Annotated in this window: 6 protein-coding genes; 1 reads left to right on the forward strand and 5 read right to left on the reverse strand. The window is 31.1% G+C overall.

What is annotated here, in order from left to right:
- Positions 1 to 14 precede the first annotated feature (14 nt).
- Positions 15 to 722 carry a thioesterase domain-containing protein gene (locus CDLVIII_RS18235; RefSeq protein WP_009170938.1) on the forward strand — a complete coding sequence of 236 codons (708 nt, stop codon included), beginning with the start codon at positions 15 to 17 and terminating at the stop codon, positions 720 to 722.
- On the opposite strand, the gene CDLVIII_RS18240 is transcribed toward CDLVIII_RS18235, so the two are convergent.
- The 5 genes from CDLVIII_RS18240 to CDLVIII_RS18260 form a co-directional block, all read right to left on the reverse strand.
- Positions 712 to 1,866 carry a transposase gene (locus CDLVIII_RS18240; protein ID WP_009170939.1) on the reverse strand — a complete coding sequence of 385 codons (1,155 nt, stop codon included), beginning with the start codon at positions 1,864 to 1,866 and terminating at the stop codon, positions 712 to 714. The two genes, CDLVIII_RS18235 and CDLVIII_RS18240, sit on opposite strands and share 11 nt — an antisense overlap.
- Positions 1,867 to 1,906: 40 nt before the next feature.
- On the reverse strand, positions 1,907 to 2,311 hold the full coding sequence (locus CDLVIII_RS18245) for an FMN-binding protein (RefSeq protein WP_009170940.1): 405 nt from the start codon (positions 2,309 to 2,311) through the stop codon (positions 1,907 to 1,909).
- A gap of 294 nt (positions 2,312 to 2,605) precedes the next feature.
- The gene (locus CDLVIII_RS18250) at positions 2,606 to 11,794 is read right to left on the reverse strand and encodes a type I polyketide synthase (protein WP_009170941.1); all 9,189 of its coding nucleotides are present in this window, start codon (positions 11,792 to 11,794) and stop codon (positions 2,606 to 2,608) included.
- Between the two features lie 29 nt (positions 11,795 to 11,823).
- Positions 11,824 to 12,993 (reverse strand): MFS transporter, encoded by a 1,170-nt coding sequence (locus CDLVIII_RS18255; RefSeq protein ID WP_009170942.1) that lies wholly within the window; start codon positions 12,991 to 12,993, stop codon positions 11,824 to 11,826.
- Between the two features lie 18 nt (positions 12,994 to 13,011).
- The gene (locus tag CDLVIII_RS18260; protein ID WP_009170943.1) at positions 13,012 to 19,098 is read right to left on the reverse strand and encodes a non-ribosomal peptide synthetase; all 6,087 of its coding nucleotides are present in this window, start codon (positions 19,096 to 19,098) and stop codon (positions 13,012 to 13,014) included.
- Between the last annotated feature and the right edge of the window lie 100 nt (positions 19,099 to 19,198).

Consider the following 19,198-nt stretch of genomic DNA (forward strand, 5'->3'; position numbering starts at 1 on the left):
AGGAGATGATACTTATGAAAAAATTTAAACTCTTTTGCTTTTCTTATGCAGGAGGCTCCTCTATAATATATGAAAAATGGAGAAAACTACTTTCCCCTTCAATTGAATTAATACCTATAGAATATTCTGGAAGAGGAAGAAGATTTACCTCTCCTATATACGATAATATAAATGAAATAGTTGAAGATGCCTTCCAAAGTATTAAGACTCATTTAGATGGAACAAGCTTTTCATTTTTTGGACATAGTATGGGAACCATTGTAGCATACGAACTCAGCCATAAATTAAAACAATTAGATTATCCTGCTCCTAGGCATATATTTTTTTCAGGCAGGCTAGCACCTCATGCGATAAATCCCTATAAAACTCTTCATGTTTTAAATGATATAGAATTTAAAGAAGAACTTTTAAAGTTAGGTGGAACACCTTTAGAAGCATTAGAAAACAAAGAGTGGATGAGCATTTTTCTTCCAATATTACGATCTGATTTTAAAGCTGTTGAGTCATATAATTATTCTAAAAAAGATGATATCCTTGATTGTGAATTCACAATTTTGTATGGGGACGATGACTATTTAATAAATGATAATATCTATGAATGGCAAAGACATACAAAAAATAAGTGCACTTTCTTAAATTTTACTGGAGGACACTTTTTCATAGCTGAACATACTGCTGAAATTGTACATACAATTAATAAGACTCTTATTTCTAAACTTTAACTTTATATGAGTTGAATTCCTCTTCAATAAAGGCATTATTTATCTCTTGTGCAAGATGCACTTCTCTTTTTATTTGCAGCATCATCTCTCTAAACATAATTCTCCTCTTTGTTTCACTATTTTCTAAAAGAATCGTTAATAACTTTTCTTTTAGAATTCCAATCGGCAGCTTTAAATTACTTTTTTTCTTATGATTAATATTTAATTTATCTTTAATCTGGTTATATTGGCTTCCACTCATTTCAATCATATTAAACAAATAAATCATTGCGTAAAAGTCTTGCTCAATGGTTTTCTTCGTTGTACCAGTAAAATTTTCTACTTGAATTTTATCTTTCAAATCATTATACACAGCTTCTTCTCCCCATCTCATAAGAAATAGTTCTATAAAATCTTGAGCTCCTAAATTCTTGTCTAACAAGTTTGTTATTAAAAACTCTCCCTCTGATACTGAAGAAATAAAACGTATTACTCTTACTTTATAAATCCTTTTGTTATGTTCAATCTTAAATATTGGATATTTTTTATTTTCTATAGTTACTTTATTTAAATCTGTTTTTGATATTCTCATAAGAAATTTAATATTATTTTCTATTAAGAAAGAAAATATTTCTTTAGAATAATGGTTTCTTTCAAATAATATCAAGTCATTCTTATAGCTCTTTTCTAGAATTCCAGAAAGCATATCTATAGTCATGTGCTCTTTTGAGACATCACTCTTATCTATTTTACTGCTTAAAATTATATTATTTACAACATTAAAAATGCAGCAGACTTTTACCACTACAGATGTAGCATTTTGACTTTTATCTTGTCCATATTCATCTCTTAAAGACTCGATATTGGGAATTTCTATAAGGTTTTCATCAAAAGCTAATACTCTATACTTCTTCCAAAGATTTTTACGATTTGGTTCTTCGTAAATAACTTCATTTATAGCATTATTTAGTTCAATAAGAGCCTTAGGATTAATTTTATTTCTAGCTTCTAAAAATGTTTCTTTTGAAATATGATTATCTCCATTTATAATTTTCTCAAAAAAACTATTAAATTCACTTTTTAATGATTTTCCCATCTCTCTAAAATCCATTTTATCATCCCTTATAAAATTATTTGATGCAAATATTGAAACTTTCAAAGTCATCTTATTACACCATATACTTTTTCAACTTACTTTAATATTTTTAAGATTCACCAGACTCAAGAGCATTTTCAATAGCTTTTAAAATTACCTTACTGCTATTTGTTGCTCCTGAAATAGCATCTACCTGCAAACTTTGCTTATTCTTTACATCATCTACAATAACTTCTGCCGGCTTCCCTTTTTCAGTTTTATGATTGAGAAGCTTAATATCTGTAATCTTCTTATCTTTAACTGTAACTTCAACCTCTGCACCTACGAAGATAGCATCGCAGGAACCTGTATATGTTCCATCATGAACATTTGATAAATCAACAGATTTAATGTTTATTTCACTAACTATTTTCTTATAATTATATAAAGAGATTAAATAGTTAATTCCAAAAATCCCTCCAGATAAAGCTGCAATACATATTGCAATTATCACTATCTTTTTTACATTTATCATATCAAGACTCCTTTATCTTTCATATAAATTGAGTTTATTTTAAATGAGAAAGCATTTTGTATCATACCTTTCTGCATGTCCTACATATTTTTTAAGAACATGAAAATAAATAACAAGTCCAAAGTATGGATGTTCTTCATCAGTCAAGTAGACAAATTGCCATCATAGTGAATCTATTAGGTCAATTTGCATCTGTGCATGATACAAAATCTTTAATTTGTTATTTTTCTACACAACCCTTTGCATTAAATAAGATTAATAATTCTTACCTATTTCGCTGCCTTTCTAGATAGTTTACTTTTCTATGTCTATAGCCAGTTGATTAGAAATCGATCTTTTTTCACTATTAGAAAGTGCGTGCTTCATTTCCATCTTTCTTAATCCATTTCTTTGCATCGAAATATAGTCCGCTTCCTTATAAGTTAATTCTTCCTCAAAAGATACTTTATAAGTTTCATTTTCAAATGGATAAGTTGGAAGCATTACTTTCTTTATGTTTCCCTTGAATAATTTACTTGGATTAAATCTAACTCCAAGAGTATATATTTTAGCAAAGGCTGACATAATAGATTTTACTGGATTTCTAGTTATATCCATATTTATCCAGTTAAAGTTTTTATCATCATAAAATTCTTTGTTTTTAATTTCATTAAAGTTGCCCGGATAGATAATCACTTGATTTTTATTAGCGAATACATTTAAACTTTTAATATTTTTATCATCATTTTGAGAAACATTAAATACATCTTCTAAAACTCCTGTTGATGTTAATATAGAACAATTTAAATATACTGCATTTTTATCGCCTTCTAAAACATCATCCTTTTCAGCTCTAATAGTTCCTACTATTTCTTCTAATGCTTGCTTTAAGCTCATTTTTCCAGTCAAAACAGATGCTGCTAAAATTCCTGTTCCTTCTGCAATTATCCCATAAATCTTCATTTCAAAATTACTTAGTAAAACTCCGAAGGCATATTGAACTGCAAAACTCTCAAAATCTAATATTTCTTCATTAGAAATGTTTTTCTCTACGACCTTCAAACACTCTTTATATGCAATGTTGAAAGCATCAAATCGTGAACTTAAGTCTTCTTTACATTTCTCAACTTTTTTCATATTACCATCTAAAATTAAATAAGCTTCTGTTTGCCTATTTGGGTTAGATCGTCCTTTATAAATACATTCACTATCCTCGTTATTTATTAAGTGAGTAAGTATTTCTAACAAGTGCTCCTTTGACTCTACTACAGCTGAATTTTTAGTACTTAATTCTTTTTGATTACTATTTATAGTAAAGCAAATTGAAGCAGTATTTAAGCCTTCATGCCCCTTAACATATTCTTTTAGATTCAATGCTATATTTTTTATAACACTTTGATTCCTACCAGTTAACTGTAATAAATAAGGAAAATCTTCCTCTCCCTTTTCAATATTCTTCTTTTCTGGAGCTTCTTCTAAAATCACATGAACATTTGTCCCTCCAAAGCCAAAACCATTTACCCCTGCTCTTAACGGAGTTACACCACTCCTTTCCCATTCCATCGTTTTTTCAGCTGCTACAAAAAATGGTGAGTTCGCAAAATCTATATTTCTATTAGTTGTTGTCTTGTTATAGTTTATTGTATGTGGTATCTTCTTGTTTTCTAGAGCAAGAACAACTTTGATTAAACTAGTTATTCCAGATGCTGATAACATATGGCCTATTGATGATTTAACTGATCCTATAGCACAGAATCCTTTTTCCGAAGTAAAGGCACGAAATGCTTTAGCCATACCTTCAATTTCAATTGGATCTCCTAAAGGTGTACCAGTCCCGTGAGTTTCTACATATGATACTGTTTCTGGATTAATCTTTGCATCTAAATATGCCTTTATTACTGCATCAGCTTGTCCTTGTGGTCTTGGTGCTGTTATACCTTGAGAATGTCCATCATTATTCATAGCTGAACCTTTAATTACAGCCATTATATTATCGTTATCTGCAATTGCATCCTCCAATGGTTTTAATAAGATTGCACTTGCTCCTTCTGACAGTACCATTCCATCTGCTCTGTCATCAAATGGATAACACGCACCTGTTTTTGATAAAGCTTGAACTCTACTTAATCCAATAAATGGAGTAGGACTAGTATTTAAGTTCACGCCTCCAACTATCGCCATCTTACATTGCCCTGTTCTAATACTTTCGCAAGCTAAATGCAATGCTGAAAGCGAAGATGAACAAGCTGAATTAACTGTTAAACTTGGTCCACTAAGATTTAAACAATGGCTTACTCTAGCTGCCACCTCATTTAGGCTATTTCCAGCTACTGCATCAGGCACCATCTTTGCCGGCTTAAGTACATTTAATATATTAGACATAATTTCACTTTTTTCATTAGACTCCATATTATTGAAGGTTTGATTCTTTAACAGTTTATCTTTTAATTCCATGTAAATTCTATAGTTATTAAAATGCTCTGAATATCCATTTTGCTCACTTCCCACAAAAACTCCAATATTATTTGTGGAATATCTTCCACCATAGCCAGCCTGCTGCATAACCTCCCATGCTATCTCTAAGAAAATTCTCTGTTGTGGATCAGTAACAGTTGCTTCACTTGGAGACATCCCAAAGAACAAAGGATCAAATTCATATGGATTATCTATAAATCCACCGCATTTAGAATATGATGTATAGGCAGAATTCATATCTTCACTATAGTGATCATTTGCAGGCCATCTATCTTCTGGTATTTCTCTTATTACGCATTCTCCATTCTCTAGAATTCTCCAGTATTCATTCAAATTATTTGCACCTGGTATTCTAAGACTAGCACTGATTATTGCAATATCCTTGGACCTTTCAGTTTCAATAACCTCTGTATCCAAATCATTAATTTTACTAACTGCAGCTTCTTCAAATCCTTCTAAATAAGTCATTTCTATATATTCTGCTAAAGCTTGTGGAGTTTGGTATTCAAATATTAAAGTAGGATATAGCTCCATGCCAATACTTGTTCCAAGCATTTCCATAACCTTTACTGCCCCAAGTGAATCTAAACCTAACTCAAGAAAATTCTTTCCAACATCAAAATTATCTTCTTCAACCTTTAACTGTTTTGCTATAACCTTATAAACAATTTCTTTTATATTTTTTAATTTTCTTGAGTTTACTTGAGGCATTTTAATAGTTGAAGATTTCTCAACATCTGAAATCTCAATTTTATCTATTATATGAATAACATTTTGACTTTCAACTGATAAAGCTCTTATAAAGGCTTCTGCCGCTTTTTTAGCAGGAAGAGGATTTAACCCTTGAGCTTTTAAGGCTAGTAAAGCACCGTTTCCAAAATCAGATCCCATTCCAGTTCCTGCCCATAGAGAATAATTTAAAGCAATAGTTTTCCCTGGTGCATTATCAGCTGCTCTATAATAGCTATATGCTGATAAAAAGGCATTCGCAGCTGCATAATCACCAACACCTGCTGACCAAAGCTTTTCTGAACAAGATACTGAAGATAGCATAACAAAAAACTTTAATGGTTCTTTTCTTGTAACTAAATCAGTTATTATACCACCCTTTAGTTTTGGCTCTATAATCTTATTTATGACTTTAATATTCTTATCCAAGAGTTTTAAAGTTTTGGAATCAAAGGTTCCTGCTGCATGAATAACTCCATAGATAGCTCCATATTCATCGGCTATTCTCTCCACTAGAGCTTTCATATCTCCTATTTTTGTTACATCTACAGCTTCATAAATTACATTTGCTCCAAGTTCTTTTAGTTCCATTATTATACTTATCTTTTTAGCATACCTTGTATTATTAGCCAGCTCCTCTTCCCACTTTTCTATTAATGGCAATTCTTCTCTACCTGTTAAAATAAGATTTATTTTAGCTTTTTTTGCAATAACCTTAGCTATTTCAGAGCCTACAGCACTTGCGCCTCCAGTAATTAAATAAGTTTCACCATCATTAAATTTAATCTTAGAAGTTTGATTAAATTTAATAGCATCTGATAATTCTCTTATAAATCTTACTCCACCTCTAATAGCAACTATTCCTTCCTTGCTTAAATCATGCTTTATTTCATCAGATAAAATTTGAGCAATTTCTCTATTAGATTCATATTCTTTTTTATCTACATCGATACAATATGAATCTATAAAAGCATTTTCCTGATCTAAAGCTTGTGCAAGTGTTATAGCACTAGCCTGATGTGGACTTGAAATCTTATTCTCTTCATTTACAGAAACACCATTATTGGTCACTAAAAGTAATTTTGTTTTTTCTATATTTAGTTTTGATAAAGCTTTTCCTATATACAATACACTGTAAATATCCTCATGCATTACCTTATCATCAAATGCGAATTCCAATTTGAAGCTTTCCTTATTTAAGTTCCAAAGATGTATTACTGCACCTACAGGTCCTTGAATAATATTAAAGACTTTAACATAATCCTCTTCTGCTATTGGATTAATTATAAATTTGCTATAATCATCAAATCTATATTCTGTTCCTACTTTAACAACGTAGATTTTGTTTGTCTTAAATATTTCTTCAAACTCATCTTCAATTTCGCTATTATCACTGAATATTACGATATTCCCTTTGATTTCTGAGTCAGCATATTTATGAGGTTCAGGTTTCCAATTCCAGTTATAAAACCATTCGTCAGGAACCCTAATACTCTCGTCTCCAAAATCAGGCTTATAGGTTTTCCTTTCAAAAGGATATGATGGTAATTGAAGTTTATTATAGTAAATTTCACTTTCAAACTTCTCAAAATCTACGTTAAACCCTAATGTAAATAATGAAGAAAGTGCTGCTAAGCATACATCAAAAGACTCCATTTTACGATCTGACAAAGATAGAATTGTTCTAGCACTTTGAGCTTGCACTCCACTTGCCATTCTTGATAATACTCTGTCAGGTCCACATTCAATAAGCACATCTACAGCTTTATAAGACAAATATTTTATACTTTGTTCAAATTTTACAGAAGAAAGAATATGATTTATCCAATATTCTGTATCAAAAGCTTCATCCATTATTTTTCCTGTAACATTTGAAATTACAGGTATTTTAGGAGAATTAAATTTCACTTCTTTAAGCACTTCTCTAAATGCATCTAATATTGGTTCCATAAGCGGTGTATGGAAAGCCTGAGATACCTTTAATTTCTTAAAGCCTATACCTTCTTTAAGTAAATTATTACAGAACTTTTCTACATCTGCCTCATCTCCTGAGATAACCTGATGTGTTCCATTGTAAGCAGCAATCCAGACAGCTCCTTCAAATTCTTTAAATAAAATTTCAAGTTTTTCGCTTGAAGTAAATACTGCACACATACAGCCAGAGGATTTTATGCTGCCCATAAGTTTTCCTCTAGCAGAAACTATTTTAGCTGCGTCTTCTAAAGTTATTACATCTGCAAGACAAGCTGCCGCCCATTCTCCAACGCTATGTCCTAACATATAAGCCGGTTTAATTCCTAAATCTATAAGAAGTCTTCCAAAAGCATAATCCATAGTAAATACTACAGGCTGCGTAATATTAGTTTGAGCTAAAATGCTTTCATCAGCCTTATCGCTATAAATCAAATCAGTTATTTTTTCATTTAGATATGGGTAAAAGACCTCACTGCACTCATCTACATATCCTTTAAAAATAGGAAGTTTATTATATAACTCTCTTCCCATTCCAACATATTGAGAGCCTTGTCCAGTGAACATTAATGCTACTTTATGTTGTGCGTCACTATTAAGTTCTTCTACTTTTATATTTTGAAGTTCATTTATTAAATCTTCTATTGATTCTGAAACAACACTATAACGGTATTTATTAAAGGAAGTTCTTAAGGCATTTTCTGTATAACATATATCTCCCAAGTTATTTTCCTTACTTGTTTTGAGATACTTAACTAAATTATTAATCTTTAACTGTAACGATTTTTCACTATTTGCTGAAAGATTTAAAGCATATTTGTTTCTTGAATAATCTTGGACTTCAACTGCTGGTATAATTTCACTAGGTGCTTCTTCTAATACCATGTGGCAGTTTGTTCCTCCAAAACCAAAGGAATTAACTGCTGCTTTTCTCATTTTTCCTTCTTGAACTTCCCATTTTCTTGCTTCTAGCATTGTATAAAAAGGTGTTTTATCAAATTTAATTGATGGATTAAGTTCATCTAAGTTTACGTTTGGAGGCATAGTTTTATTATTTATTGCTAAAATTACTTTTATAAAGCTCGCTATACCTGCACCATTAAGCAAATGCCCAATATTTGCTTTAACTGATCCTATTGCCATAGAATTACTTTCTGGATTCCATCTCTTAAAGGCATTGCTTAAAGCTCTTACTTCACTTGGATCTCCGATTTTTGTTCCAGTACCATGAGCTTCTATATATTGTATATCTCTTGGATTTATTCCACTTTTAACATACAAAGATTCAATTACTTCACGTTGACCATCTGGATTAGGTGCCATAACGCCTATAGAATGCCCATCATTATTTATAGCACTTGCCTTAATAACCGCAAGGACCTTATCCTTATCTTTTAAAGCTTTTTTAAGAGGTTTTAATAAAACTAAACCTGCGCCTTCTCCTGGTACTAATCCATCAGCTTTAGCATCAAAAACTCTTGATATACCACTTGTTGATAATGCACCTGCATTACTTAAATAAATGTATGGAGTTGGTGTTAATAGAAGATTAATTCCTCCTGCTATAGCTAATTCGCACTCACCTTTTTTTAAAGCTTCACAAGCTAAATGAATTGTCACTAAAGAAGATGAACAAGCAGTATCAACCACCATGCTTGGTCCTTTAAAATTAAATTCTTGAGAAGTTCTTGCTGCGATCATATTAAGAATATTATCAACAAGCAAGTTTGTGTGGAATTCAGTTACACCAAGCTTATTCTTCCATTCTTCTAATATAGATTCTTGAACTTCTTTTGATAATGAGTTAAAGCTGTCGAAATTCTTAAGACTTGACATATTTAATGTGTTAAAGTGATATTCCTGATATGTATTTGTACCAGCGCCAATATACAAGGATATACTTTCCCCACTAACTTTTTTCTTAGAGTATCCTGCTCTTTCAAGTATTTCAAATACTAATTCTAATATAATTCTTTGCTGCGGATCCATGACTGCTGCTTCTTCATCAGATATATTAAAGAATTTGGCATCAAAATCAAATGGTTTATCTATAAATGCACCTGTTTTACAATAGGTTTTTGTAGGATCTCCACTTGTACTATAATATTGATTTACATCCCATCTTTCTTCTGGCACTTCACTAATACTGCATTTACCACTTACGATATTATTCCAAAACTCCTCTGGTGACGAAGCTTCTGGGAAACGGCAGGACATTTCTATTACAGCTATTCCATCTTCTTCTTCCACTTCACCCGATATTTTTTCATCAATATTAGTTAATATGCTATTACTCTCAGAGAAACTTTTAAGATATTCCTCCATCTCATTTATTGTTCTACAATTAATTAAAATATCATGACCTAAGGTTATATCTAATTCATCTTCAAGCACCCCTAAAACTTGGACTGCCTTTATTGAAGTTCCACCTAAAGAAAAGAAGGATTGATTATAGCCTATACTTTGTGCTGGTCTTTCTAATACATCTGCCCAAATTTCTTTTATCTTATCTCTACTTATATTTAAAACTAAAGATTCGTCTTCATCTGCCTCCTCAGCTTTTTCTTCTATATTAAGTAATAATTCTGCAGAAGTTAATGTACTATCTGCAAATTCATTATCTAAGAAGGATTGTACTAACAGGAAACGTCTTACTTTGCCACTAGTGGTTTTTGGAATGGCTTTTACTAAAACTACGAAATCAATATATATTCCGAAGGTTTCACTTATTTTACTAAGCATATTTCCATAAAAACTCTTTAGCTCATCTTCTTTTACACGAAGTGATGAGAAGATTGCAATCTTTTCTCTTCCTTCTTTCTCATCATGCCATCCGCCTACTACGACTTTTCCTGTTTCTACACCTTCTATTTCCTCTAATTTAAACTCTATGTCATGAGCAAAGAAATTTTGTCCATTAACAAAGATTATATCCTTAATACGACCTGTTACACATAATCTTCCATCAATTATAAAGCCAGTATCTCCTGTTTTAAGCCAGTCATCTTGGAAAGACTTCGCTGTAGCCTCTGGATTATTTATGTAGCCTTTTGTAACATTATCACCTTTAATTTGTATTTCACCAAGCACATTCTCTGAAACTATTTCTCCCTCATCATTTACAACACGTACCTGCATCCCTGCAACTGGATAGCCTTCATCTGCTACTTGAAGTGCATCTTTAGCACATTCCTCCACCTCTTCAACTTTTGACTTATTTACAAGACTATTTCTGCTGACAAAATGACTTAGAGGCTTTGAATTTACTGGAGGAAATGCTACAGCTAAGCAAGCTTCTGCCATTCCATAAACCATAAACATACTTGTCTCAGATAAATTACATTCAGATAATTTTTCCATAAACTCATTAACCAAAGGCATTGAAATAGGCTCTGCACCATTAAAAATTAATCTTAAGCTGCTTAAATCCCACTCCTTAAGATGTTTATCTTTAACTTTTCTAAGAAGTAATCTATACCCAAAATTCGGACTAGAGGTCATTGTTATCTTATGCTTCGAAATTAAATCAAACCAAAGAGTAGGTCTCTTTACAAATTTCATAGGATTCATATTTATTTGGAACATTCCTAAGGCAATTAAGGAAATATGAAAACCAATAAGCCCCATATCATGATAATATGGCATCCAAGAAAGCACTCTATCCTCTGAAGTCAAACCTCCACTCTCAATTATTCCTTCTATGTTAGTCAATAAGTTTTTGTGAGTTAATATAACTCCCTTTGGAGTATTTGTACTTCCAGAACTAAATTGTACAAAAGCAGTTTTCTCAATTTCTGATAAATTCATTTTACCCTTTATTGTATTTTCTCTTAAAATTGATATATCAAGCATATTCATCTCTTGACATTCAGAATATAACTCATTGTTCTTCATGCCCTTAATAATACTCGCATCACTTATTATTACAGGCTTCTCTAAAGTATTCCAAACATTTATAAGTTTTTCTAAAGAAGCATTTTTTCCTTTAAAGGCTGAAGGTGTAGAAATTGGAACAACTACAATTCCTCCAAGTACACAAGCCCAGAAACAAATAATGAAATCAATATTATTTTGAAAGGAAATAATCGCAAAATCATCCTGCTTTATACCTTTTTCTTGGAGAGCTCCTAAACAAAGCATTGCCTTTTCAAATATTTCTTCATAGCTCAAAAAGATATCTGAGTCATTCCCCTGCACTAATAATATTCCTTTATCTTTTTTATTTTCTGCAGCTTCTATTAATAAGTTACCTATATTCATCTTATTACAATATTTATTTGTTATAGGTTTTCCGCAAGAAATTGACATTTTTATATTATTATCCTTCATAGTTTCATCTCCTAACAAAATTCTAATACTTATAGATCAAATCCTGATTCTGATTCATATCTGACTTTTTTAAAATACATTACAACAGGAAATGTAATAAATAATAGTAAACATACACTAAAAATATAATTATCTCCAAACATGCTCATAACCGCCGATGAGAGAAGTGGGCCAATAGTTGAGCCTCCACCATAAAAAGAAGTAAATAATGAAGTCCCTGAAGGTATCTCTTCTTTACTCAAATTTTGAACTGATACTGCCATAGCCAATGGATATATAGGCCCAATAATAAATCCTGATAAGAAAGAAAATATCAATCTTAAGATAAAATTATCAAAAATCATTATTCCAGCAATTGTGAATACAGAAACGATAATACTCATTAATAAGACTTTCTCACGCCCGAGCTTATCTGATAGATACGTTATAGGCATAGTCCCTATAATACTTCCAAGTACAAATATACCCAAAGCATATCCAGCAATTCTTAAGTCATACTGTTCATGTATTAAAAAAACTGGGTACAAGGTTGTTAAAGTTGTTTCAGTAAAACCATATAGAAATCCACCTTGAAGTCCTATAGATATTTTCTTAAGTGTATTTATCTTTGGTTTTGTGGAAAACAATAATTTTTCTTTAAAAGTTGCATGTATAACTATTTGACAAATTAGAAGTGCACATATTGGAAATATAAATGGCACCCAATTGTTCCATTCATAAAATACAGGTCCGAGGACAGAAGATAATACAAAACCCACTGCAAAGCATAGTGAATACAAACCACTAATTACACTTCTTGAACTTTCTTCTGTTAAATTTTGAAGCATGGTTTGAACTCCAACCAAATTAAAGCTTAGACCAATACCCATAAATATCATTAAAAAGAGTGAAACAACCAAATTAGATGAAAAGGGGAAAATTCCACAAGCCGTTGCTGAAATTACCGCACCTATTAATATAGTTCCCTTAATATCTTTATTTCTCATTTTTCTATCAACTAAAATAGATCCAATTGACATGAATAAGAAAAACGACGAGGATATGATTCCAATCCATAAGCTATTTACATTATTGGACTTTAAATGTGTTGATGAGAGGGGATTTATAATCCCCATTGCAACACCTATAAGTAAACCTATTACAAAAAGAATCCATTTATTATTAGAAAATAGTGACTGCATTTTCTGTTTTAAAGGCATAAATTCGAATTCCTCCCCCTATTTATTTGATTGTGCCTTAATTGCAGCGTTAATAATTGGAATCTGATGTGCTCCAAACCAGTACATATCTTGATTTCCAAATATTTTAATAGCTTCTCCTGTTATATAATCCGATTTATCCGAAGCTAGGAATACAGCCAAATCAGCAACTTTTTCAGTAGGTATAGCTTTTTTTCTTAGAGCTTCTGGTGTCATATTTGTATCAACAAAAGCTGGACAAATTGCATTTACTTGAATATTGCTTAATTTCAATTCTTCCGACAGAGATTTTGTAAATCCTATTACTGCGTGTTTTGAAGCTGCATAAGCACTCATTAGAGGGTATCCAATAAAGGACGAATCTGATCCCATATTAATAATCTTTCCTGATCTTTGACTAACTAAATGAGGTGTAACGGCTTTACACATATTATAAGTACCGAACAAATTTACCTCTACAATATTCTTCCACTCATCAGCATCCATACCACTAAATGCTTCTAATTTTGTTATACCTGCATTATTTATTAATACGTCTATTTTCCCATAGGTAGAGATGATTTTATTTACTGCTTCAGAAACTTCACTATAATTGCTTATATCTGCTACTATAGAAATAACTCTGCCTCCTATTTTTTTAATCTCTTGTTCAGTTTCTTTAAGCTCCCATTCTGTTCTAGAAATAATTGCAACTTTAGCATCTTCCCCTGCTGCTTCAATAGCCATTGTTTTTCCTATTCCCCTGCCTCCACCAGTTACAATTACGACTTTATCTGTTAAAACACCTTGCTTTTTATTTTCTTTTACTGGTGCAAGAGGTTTTAAACCACTGCTTACTACTAAATTTTCCTTATTATTTATATAAGAAAGCATTTCAGAAACTGCTTTAATATACTCATTTCCTAAAGTTCTTATGGTAGCTTCTTCATATTTATTTTTAGAATACTCTATTTCTAAAATTAGCTTCCCATCTACTATTGAAAAGAAAAATTCAATTGAAGAAATTCTCTTTTGCTCAGGATGCGAATATCTCCTGTCCATTTCATCCTTTGAAAATTCAAATACATCATACTCATTATTATTTCTGTTTCCTAAGTAATTTGCTCTTATAGAAGTTAATTTTAAATCTGGATACATATACGCTGGTAATTCCTCTGAAATCAAATCATAACTTATACCATTTAGCGGCACCTTATTAATTCCATCTGTAATCTTATTAACTATTTTTCCCCAATTCTCGTCACTATCAATAGAAATTCCTAAAGGATAGTTAATTGCAAAGTTTCCTACAGTATCAAAGAATGTACTGTTATCAAGCATTCTTCCATTCATTCTATGACTGACAACCACCCATTGCTTTCCGTATTTCTTTTGAAGCATCTTATAAAGAGGAGCAAGAATAATTGAATAAAAACTTGTTCCAAAATACTTTTTCCCTGTAGTCTGCAATTTTAAAGTTTCAGCCTTATCTAAAGTAAAAGTTAGTAATTCAGCTGATCCTTCATTATTATTTCCTAAATTCAATTCCTCTTTAATCCTAAAAGAATATGACTCCGAAGGAAATTGCTTCTTATAATACTCTATAAATTCTGCAGCTCTTTTATTTTTCTCTTTATTAACTTCAAGAACAAAATCCTTATATGATTTTGTTTCTTCTATTTTAATATCACCACTATCAGAAATAAGCTCCTTATAAATTTTCCATATTTCTTTAAACAATAATTGATTTGCTATAAGGTCAGAAATTAAATGATGCCCAACTACCGAAATATCATAAGAAGAATCATTTACCCTTATAACAACCACCTTCCAAAGCGGCCATTTATCTACCTCTAAATTCTTAATAACTTCATTAATTAAATTTTTTATTTCTTCATTTCTCTCTTCTTCACTAAGATGAGAACCATCATAATAATCTGCTTCTACTATTTGATCATCTGATACAAATTTCTGCATCCATTTTCCGTCTTTATTAACTAATATACTTCTTAGCGCATCATTATTATTAGCTACTATAGTTAAAGCTTTATTAAACATATCGCAATCTAAAGGCTGCTTATATAAAAATCTTGTATATCCTGTCCATTGATATGGATAATCAAAGTAACTCATTAAAAATTTCTGTGCAGGTGCTAATGGAATCTCTTCTACAATTGAATCTTTCATATTAAGCTTGTTTGTATCAAAGGCTTCAACTTTTTCTCCACTTAGACTCATTTTAGATTTTTCCTTTAAATCCTTTCTATCAAGCTTGCCATTAGGTGTTTTTGGCAAAGCAGCTGTCCATTCAAAATGATGTGGAACCATATAATAAGGTAATTTTTTTAATATAAATTCTTTTAACTCACTATCATCAGTTCTACTCCCTGCCATCCATGCAATTAACTGCTTTTGGCCTTCAATATAATCAATTGCAATTACAGCAACTTCATTTACATTTGGATGGGCACCAAGTACTGCTTCAATCTCTCCAAGTTCAACTCTAAAGCCTCTTATTTTCACTTGATTATCTATCCTTCCGAGATATTCATAACTTCCATCTGGTTTCTTTGTAGTTAAATCTCCAGTTTTATATAAGTATTCTCCCGGAATTTCCTTAAATGGATTTGGTTTGAAAGCTTCCTCTGTTTTTTCCTTATTATTTTTATAGCCTTTAGCAAGTTGAATCCCACCAATCCAAAGCTCACCTATTTCTCCTTCAGGGAGTTCTTTCATATTTTTATCTAAGTTTTTTATAAAAACATTGGCGATAGGCTTTCCTATTGGAATAGTGTTTTCTCCGTCTGCCCCAGGTCTTTTATCAATTTTGTGATAAGTAACATCAATTGATGCCTCTGTAGGTCCATACATGTTTGCAAGACCTACGTCTAATCCATACTTATCTATCCATTTTTGAATTATTGGCATTGGCAGTGCTTCACCACTGAAAATCAACCATCTTAAATCCTTAAAACTATAATCATCATCTTCTAAAGAATTTACAAATTCGCCAAATAAGGATGGTACAAAGTGCATTACGTTTATCTTTGTATCTATTAACCATTCGGCTAAAGCCCATGGATTTTTAACAATATCATTTCTTGCAGGACACACTATGCCTCCATACATTAATGGCCAAAAAAGCTCCCAAACTGAAATATCAAAGCAACAAGAGGTCTTTTGAGCAACACGCTCACCTAATTTTAATTTGAAGGTATCCTGATGCCATTTTAAGCGATTCATATACCCCCTATGTCCAAGCATAACTCCTTTAGGATTTCCTGTTGACCCAGAAGTATATAATACTGTCATCAAATCATCTGGTGAATTTATATATTCAGGAGCAGCATCTGAAACTTCCATCCAGTGTTCTTTTAGCACCTGATTATAATCATCTGCAAAATTCATAGGAGTTCCGTGATCTAAATACATAAGAGTTTGTACATTTGAATCTTTTTCTATTAATCTACTTAAAAATTCCTTTAGACCATGCTCAGTAAGTAAAATCTCTATACCAGCGCTCTTCATTATATATTGAATACGATCAGCTGGATAAACAGGATCTACTGGCACATAAGCTGCACCTGCTTTCATGATACCAAGCATACCAATAAGCATCATAGGCCCTGGATACACCATTATTCCAACAAGAGAGTCTCTTTTAATTCCTTGACTTCTAAGGTAATTAGCAATTTTGTTTGACATTCTATCTAACTCTCTATAAGTTATGTTTTCATCTTTATACAATATTGCTGTTAAATCAGGTGTTTCCCTGCATTGCTTAACAATTTGCATATAAGGTATTTCATCTGCATATTGTGAATTTACTTCTATAATTGATTTATTTTCATGCTTGCTGTTATTATTCTCTATTACTAAAGCCATTTCACTTAAAGTTCTACATTTAAATAAAGAATTTTTATCAATTCCTTTATGAAGCTTAGCTAGTCTTGTTATTATACGTATAAGTTGAAGGGAATCAACTCCAAAGGCTGTTACTAAATCTTTATTAATATCATCTTTGTTAATAGCAGTTACACAAACCTCTTCAGCTATTTCTGTAAGCTCTTCAATTAACCTATTATCTTCTATAATTTTTGACTTAATTTCATCATCTTTTATCTCTATTTGATAACTTGCAAATAATTCAAGATTACTAATAAACGCTTCAACAAGTGTTTTTATATTATCTTCGTTAAAATGTAAACTGTCATAATTAGATGTGATAATAATTTTATTATGGAAAAGCTCAACCAGATTATCTATAGCGCCTGCATTTGTTGAGGTATATGCTTCATAATCAATTACCTTTAAATCTCCGTAAGTTTCTTTAAGCTTAGTATCGCCAACAAAAGATAGATATAGATTTGATTTTAAACTAGAACGTACAATTGAAGCTGTTGTCTTTGGCATCTTTCCATCTTCAAGCATTTCTTGTTCTTTTGCCATTTTAGCAGCTCTGCAAATTTGTGCTCTATCTATTCCTCCAGATATATTTTCTTTTATTTCTTTATCTACTTCTGTTACAAAATCTATTAAATCTTCATCAGAAGCTCTTGTTTTAAAATTTAATGCCATATTCTGAGCAAAGCATCCTATGATTCCTGTTGCATCAATGTTTGGATATACTTTCCCACCCGTTGGTAAGTTTATAATTATCTCATCATTTTCTTTGTCCAATTCTCTTATAGTTTTCAAATATGCAGAAACTATAAGAGTAAATAAAGAGACTCTCCAAATTCTTGACTTTTCTAAAAGTGATTTAGTTAAAGTTTCATTTAACCAATATTTTTGTGCCTTAACTAATGCAAAATCATTATTTGCCTTGTTATTGTTAAAAGGATTAAATTTATGTTTTGCTTTACCATTTACTTGTACATACTTTTCCAAACTTTTATTTTCTTCTGGACTATTCCAATTGTTTATTTCTAAAACTGCATTGTTATATTCATCTCTTGATAATTTTTTTGGAAGATTAATATTTACTCCCTGCATCTTTCCTGAATATATCTCTAGGATTTCTCTAAGAATTTGTTGATTAGAAAGGCCATCAGAGACTAAATGGTTATTCGCAAATATTAATTCATATTGCATGTAACTTGTTTGAATAACCATAAACTTATGAAGTGGAAATTTAAAAATATCAAAAGGATTATTAATTATATCTTCAACTATTTGTCTTATAGTTTGATTTTTAGCTTCTTCAGGCAGATTTCTTATATCCTGCACATTGATTTTAGGTAATAACGGTCTATTATGAATTTTAAGCTTATAATCTTTAAAACTCTTTGAACCTTCTCTGCTTTCAAATCCTGAAGCTAAGCTTGGATTCCTTTTTATTAATTCAAGCCAGCTTTCTTGGAGCAATTCTAAATTTAACTGTCCTTCAAGCTTTACTCCTGAACAGATAGTTAAGGTTCCTACTGACCAATACGATATTAGGAATGGATATTGAGCATTTAAAATCACTAATTCTTCTGCTTCAGTTTTTTCTTTTGCTCCATCCTTAGTTAAAGTTTCTGTATTATAAAATTCTTGAAACATAAAGACAATTTCGCCTATTGTCTGCAGCGACATTAAATAAGTTATTGGATATTTATTATTGAAATTGTCTTGTTCTTCTTTTGGTATAAGCTTCATTAGCTCAGTCATAAGAGTTACCATTTTAATTGAATCGATACCTAAATCACTTTCAAGAAACATCTCTAAATCAAGATCTGCTACTTTATGTCCTGTCACATTTGATATAAGTTCATATACCATTGTTTTAATGTCAATTTTATTTATTGTTTCAACCTTCTTATTTGATACTTCTTCCTCATAAACTTCTTCATTTAATCCTTCTACATTATAAAATTCCTCAAACATAAGAACAATTTCTCCTATTGTCTGCATAGACATTAAATATGTTATAGGATACTTAAAAGTGAAATTCTCTAAATCCTCAGCTGGCACAAGTTTCATTAGTTGATTCATAAGTGTGACCATTTTTATTGAATCAATACCTAAATCACTTTCAAGAAACATTTCTAAGTCAAGATCTACTACTTTGTGACCTGTTACATTTGATACATTTTCAAATATTAATGCTTTAATATCTGTTAGATTTGTTTGATTACCATACATTTTTCTTTTCCCCTTTCATTCTCAAGTTATATGTGTTTTTATACCTACCCATTTAATTTTCTTATGTATTTCACTCATTAGTTTAACTATTGGAAATCTT

Origin of the sequence: Clostridium sp. DL-VIII (assembly GCF_000230835.1) — a bacterium.
Taxonomy (GTDB): domain Bacteria; phylum Bacillota; class Clostridia; order Clostridiales; family Clostridiaceae; genus Clostridium.

Bases quoted from the DNA above. Each gene is read 5' to 3' on its own strand.
- CDLVIII_RS18250 (WP_009170941.1), bottom strand. From the start codon at position 11,794: ATGAAGGATAATAATATAAAAATGTCAATTTCTTGCGGAAAACCTATA.
- CDLVIII_RS18245 (WP_009170940.1), bottom strand. From the start codon at position 2,311: ATGATAAATGTAAAAAAGATAGTGATAATTGCAATATGTATTGCAGCT.
- CDLVIII_RS18255 (WP_009170942.1), bottom strand. From the start codon at position 12,993: ATGCCTTTAAAACAGAAAATGCAGTCACTATTTTCTAATAATAAATGG.
- CDLVIII_RS18240 (WP_009170939.1), bottom strand. From the start codon at position 1,866: ATGACTTTGAAAGTTTCAATATTTGCATCAAATAATTTTATAAGGGAT.
- CDLVIII_RS18260 (WP_009170943.1), bottom strand. From the start codon at position 19,098: ATGTATGGTAATCAAACAAATCTAACAGATATTAAAGCATTAATATTT.
- CDLVIII_RS18235 (WP_009170938.1), top strand. From the start codon at position 15: ATGAAAAAATTTAAACTCTTTTGCTTTTCTTATGCAGGAGGCTCCTCT.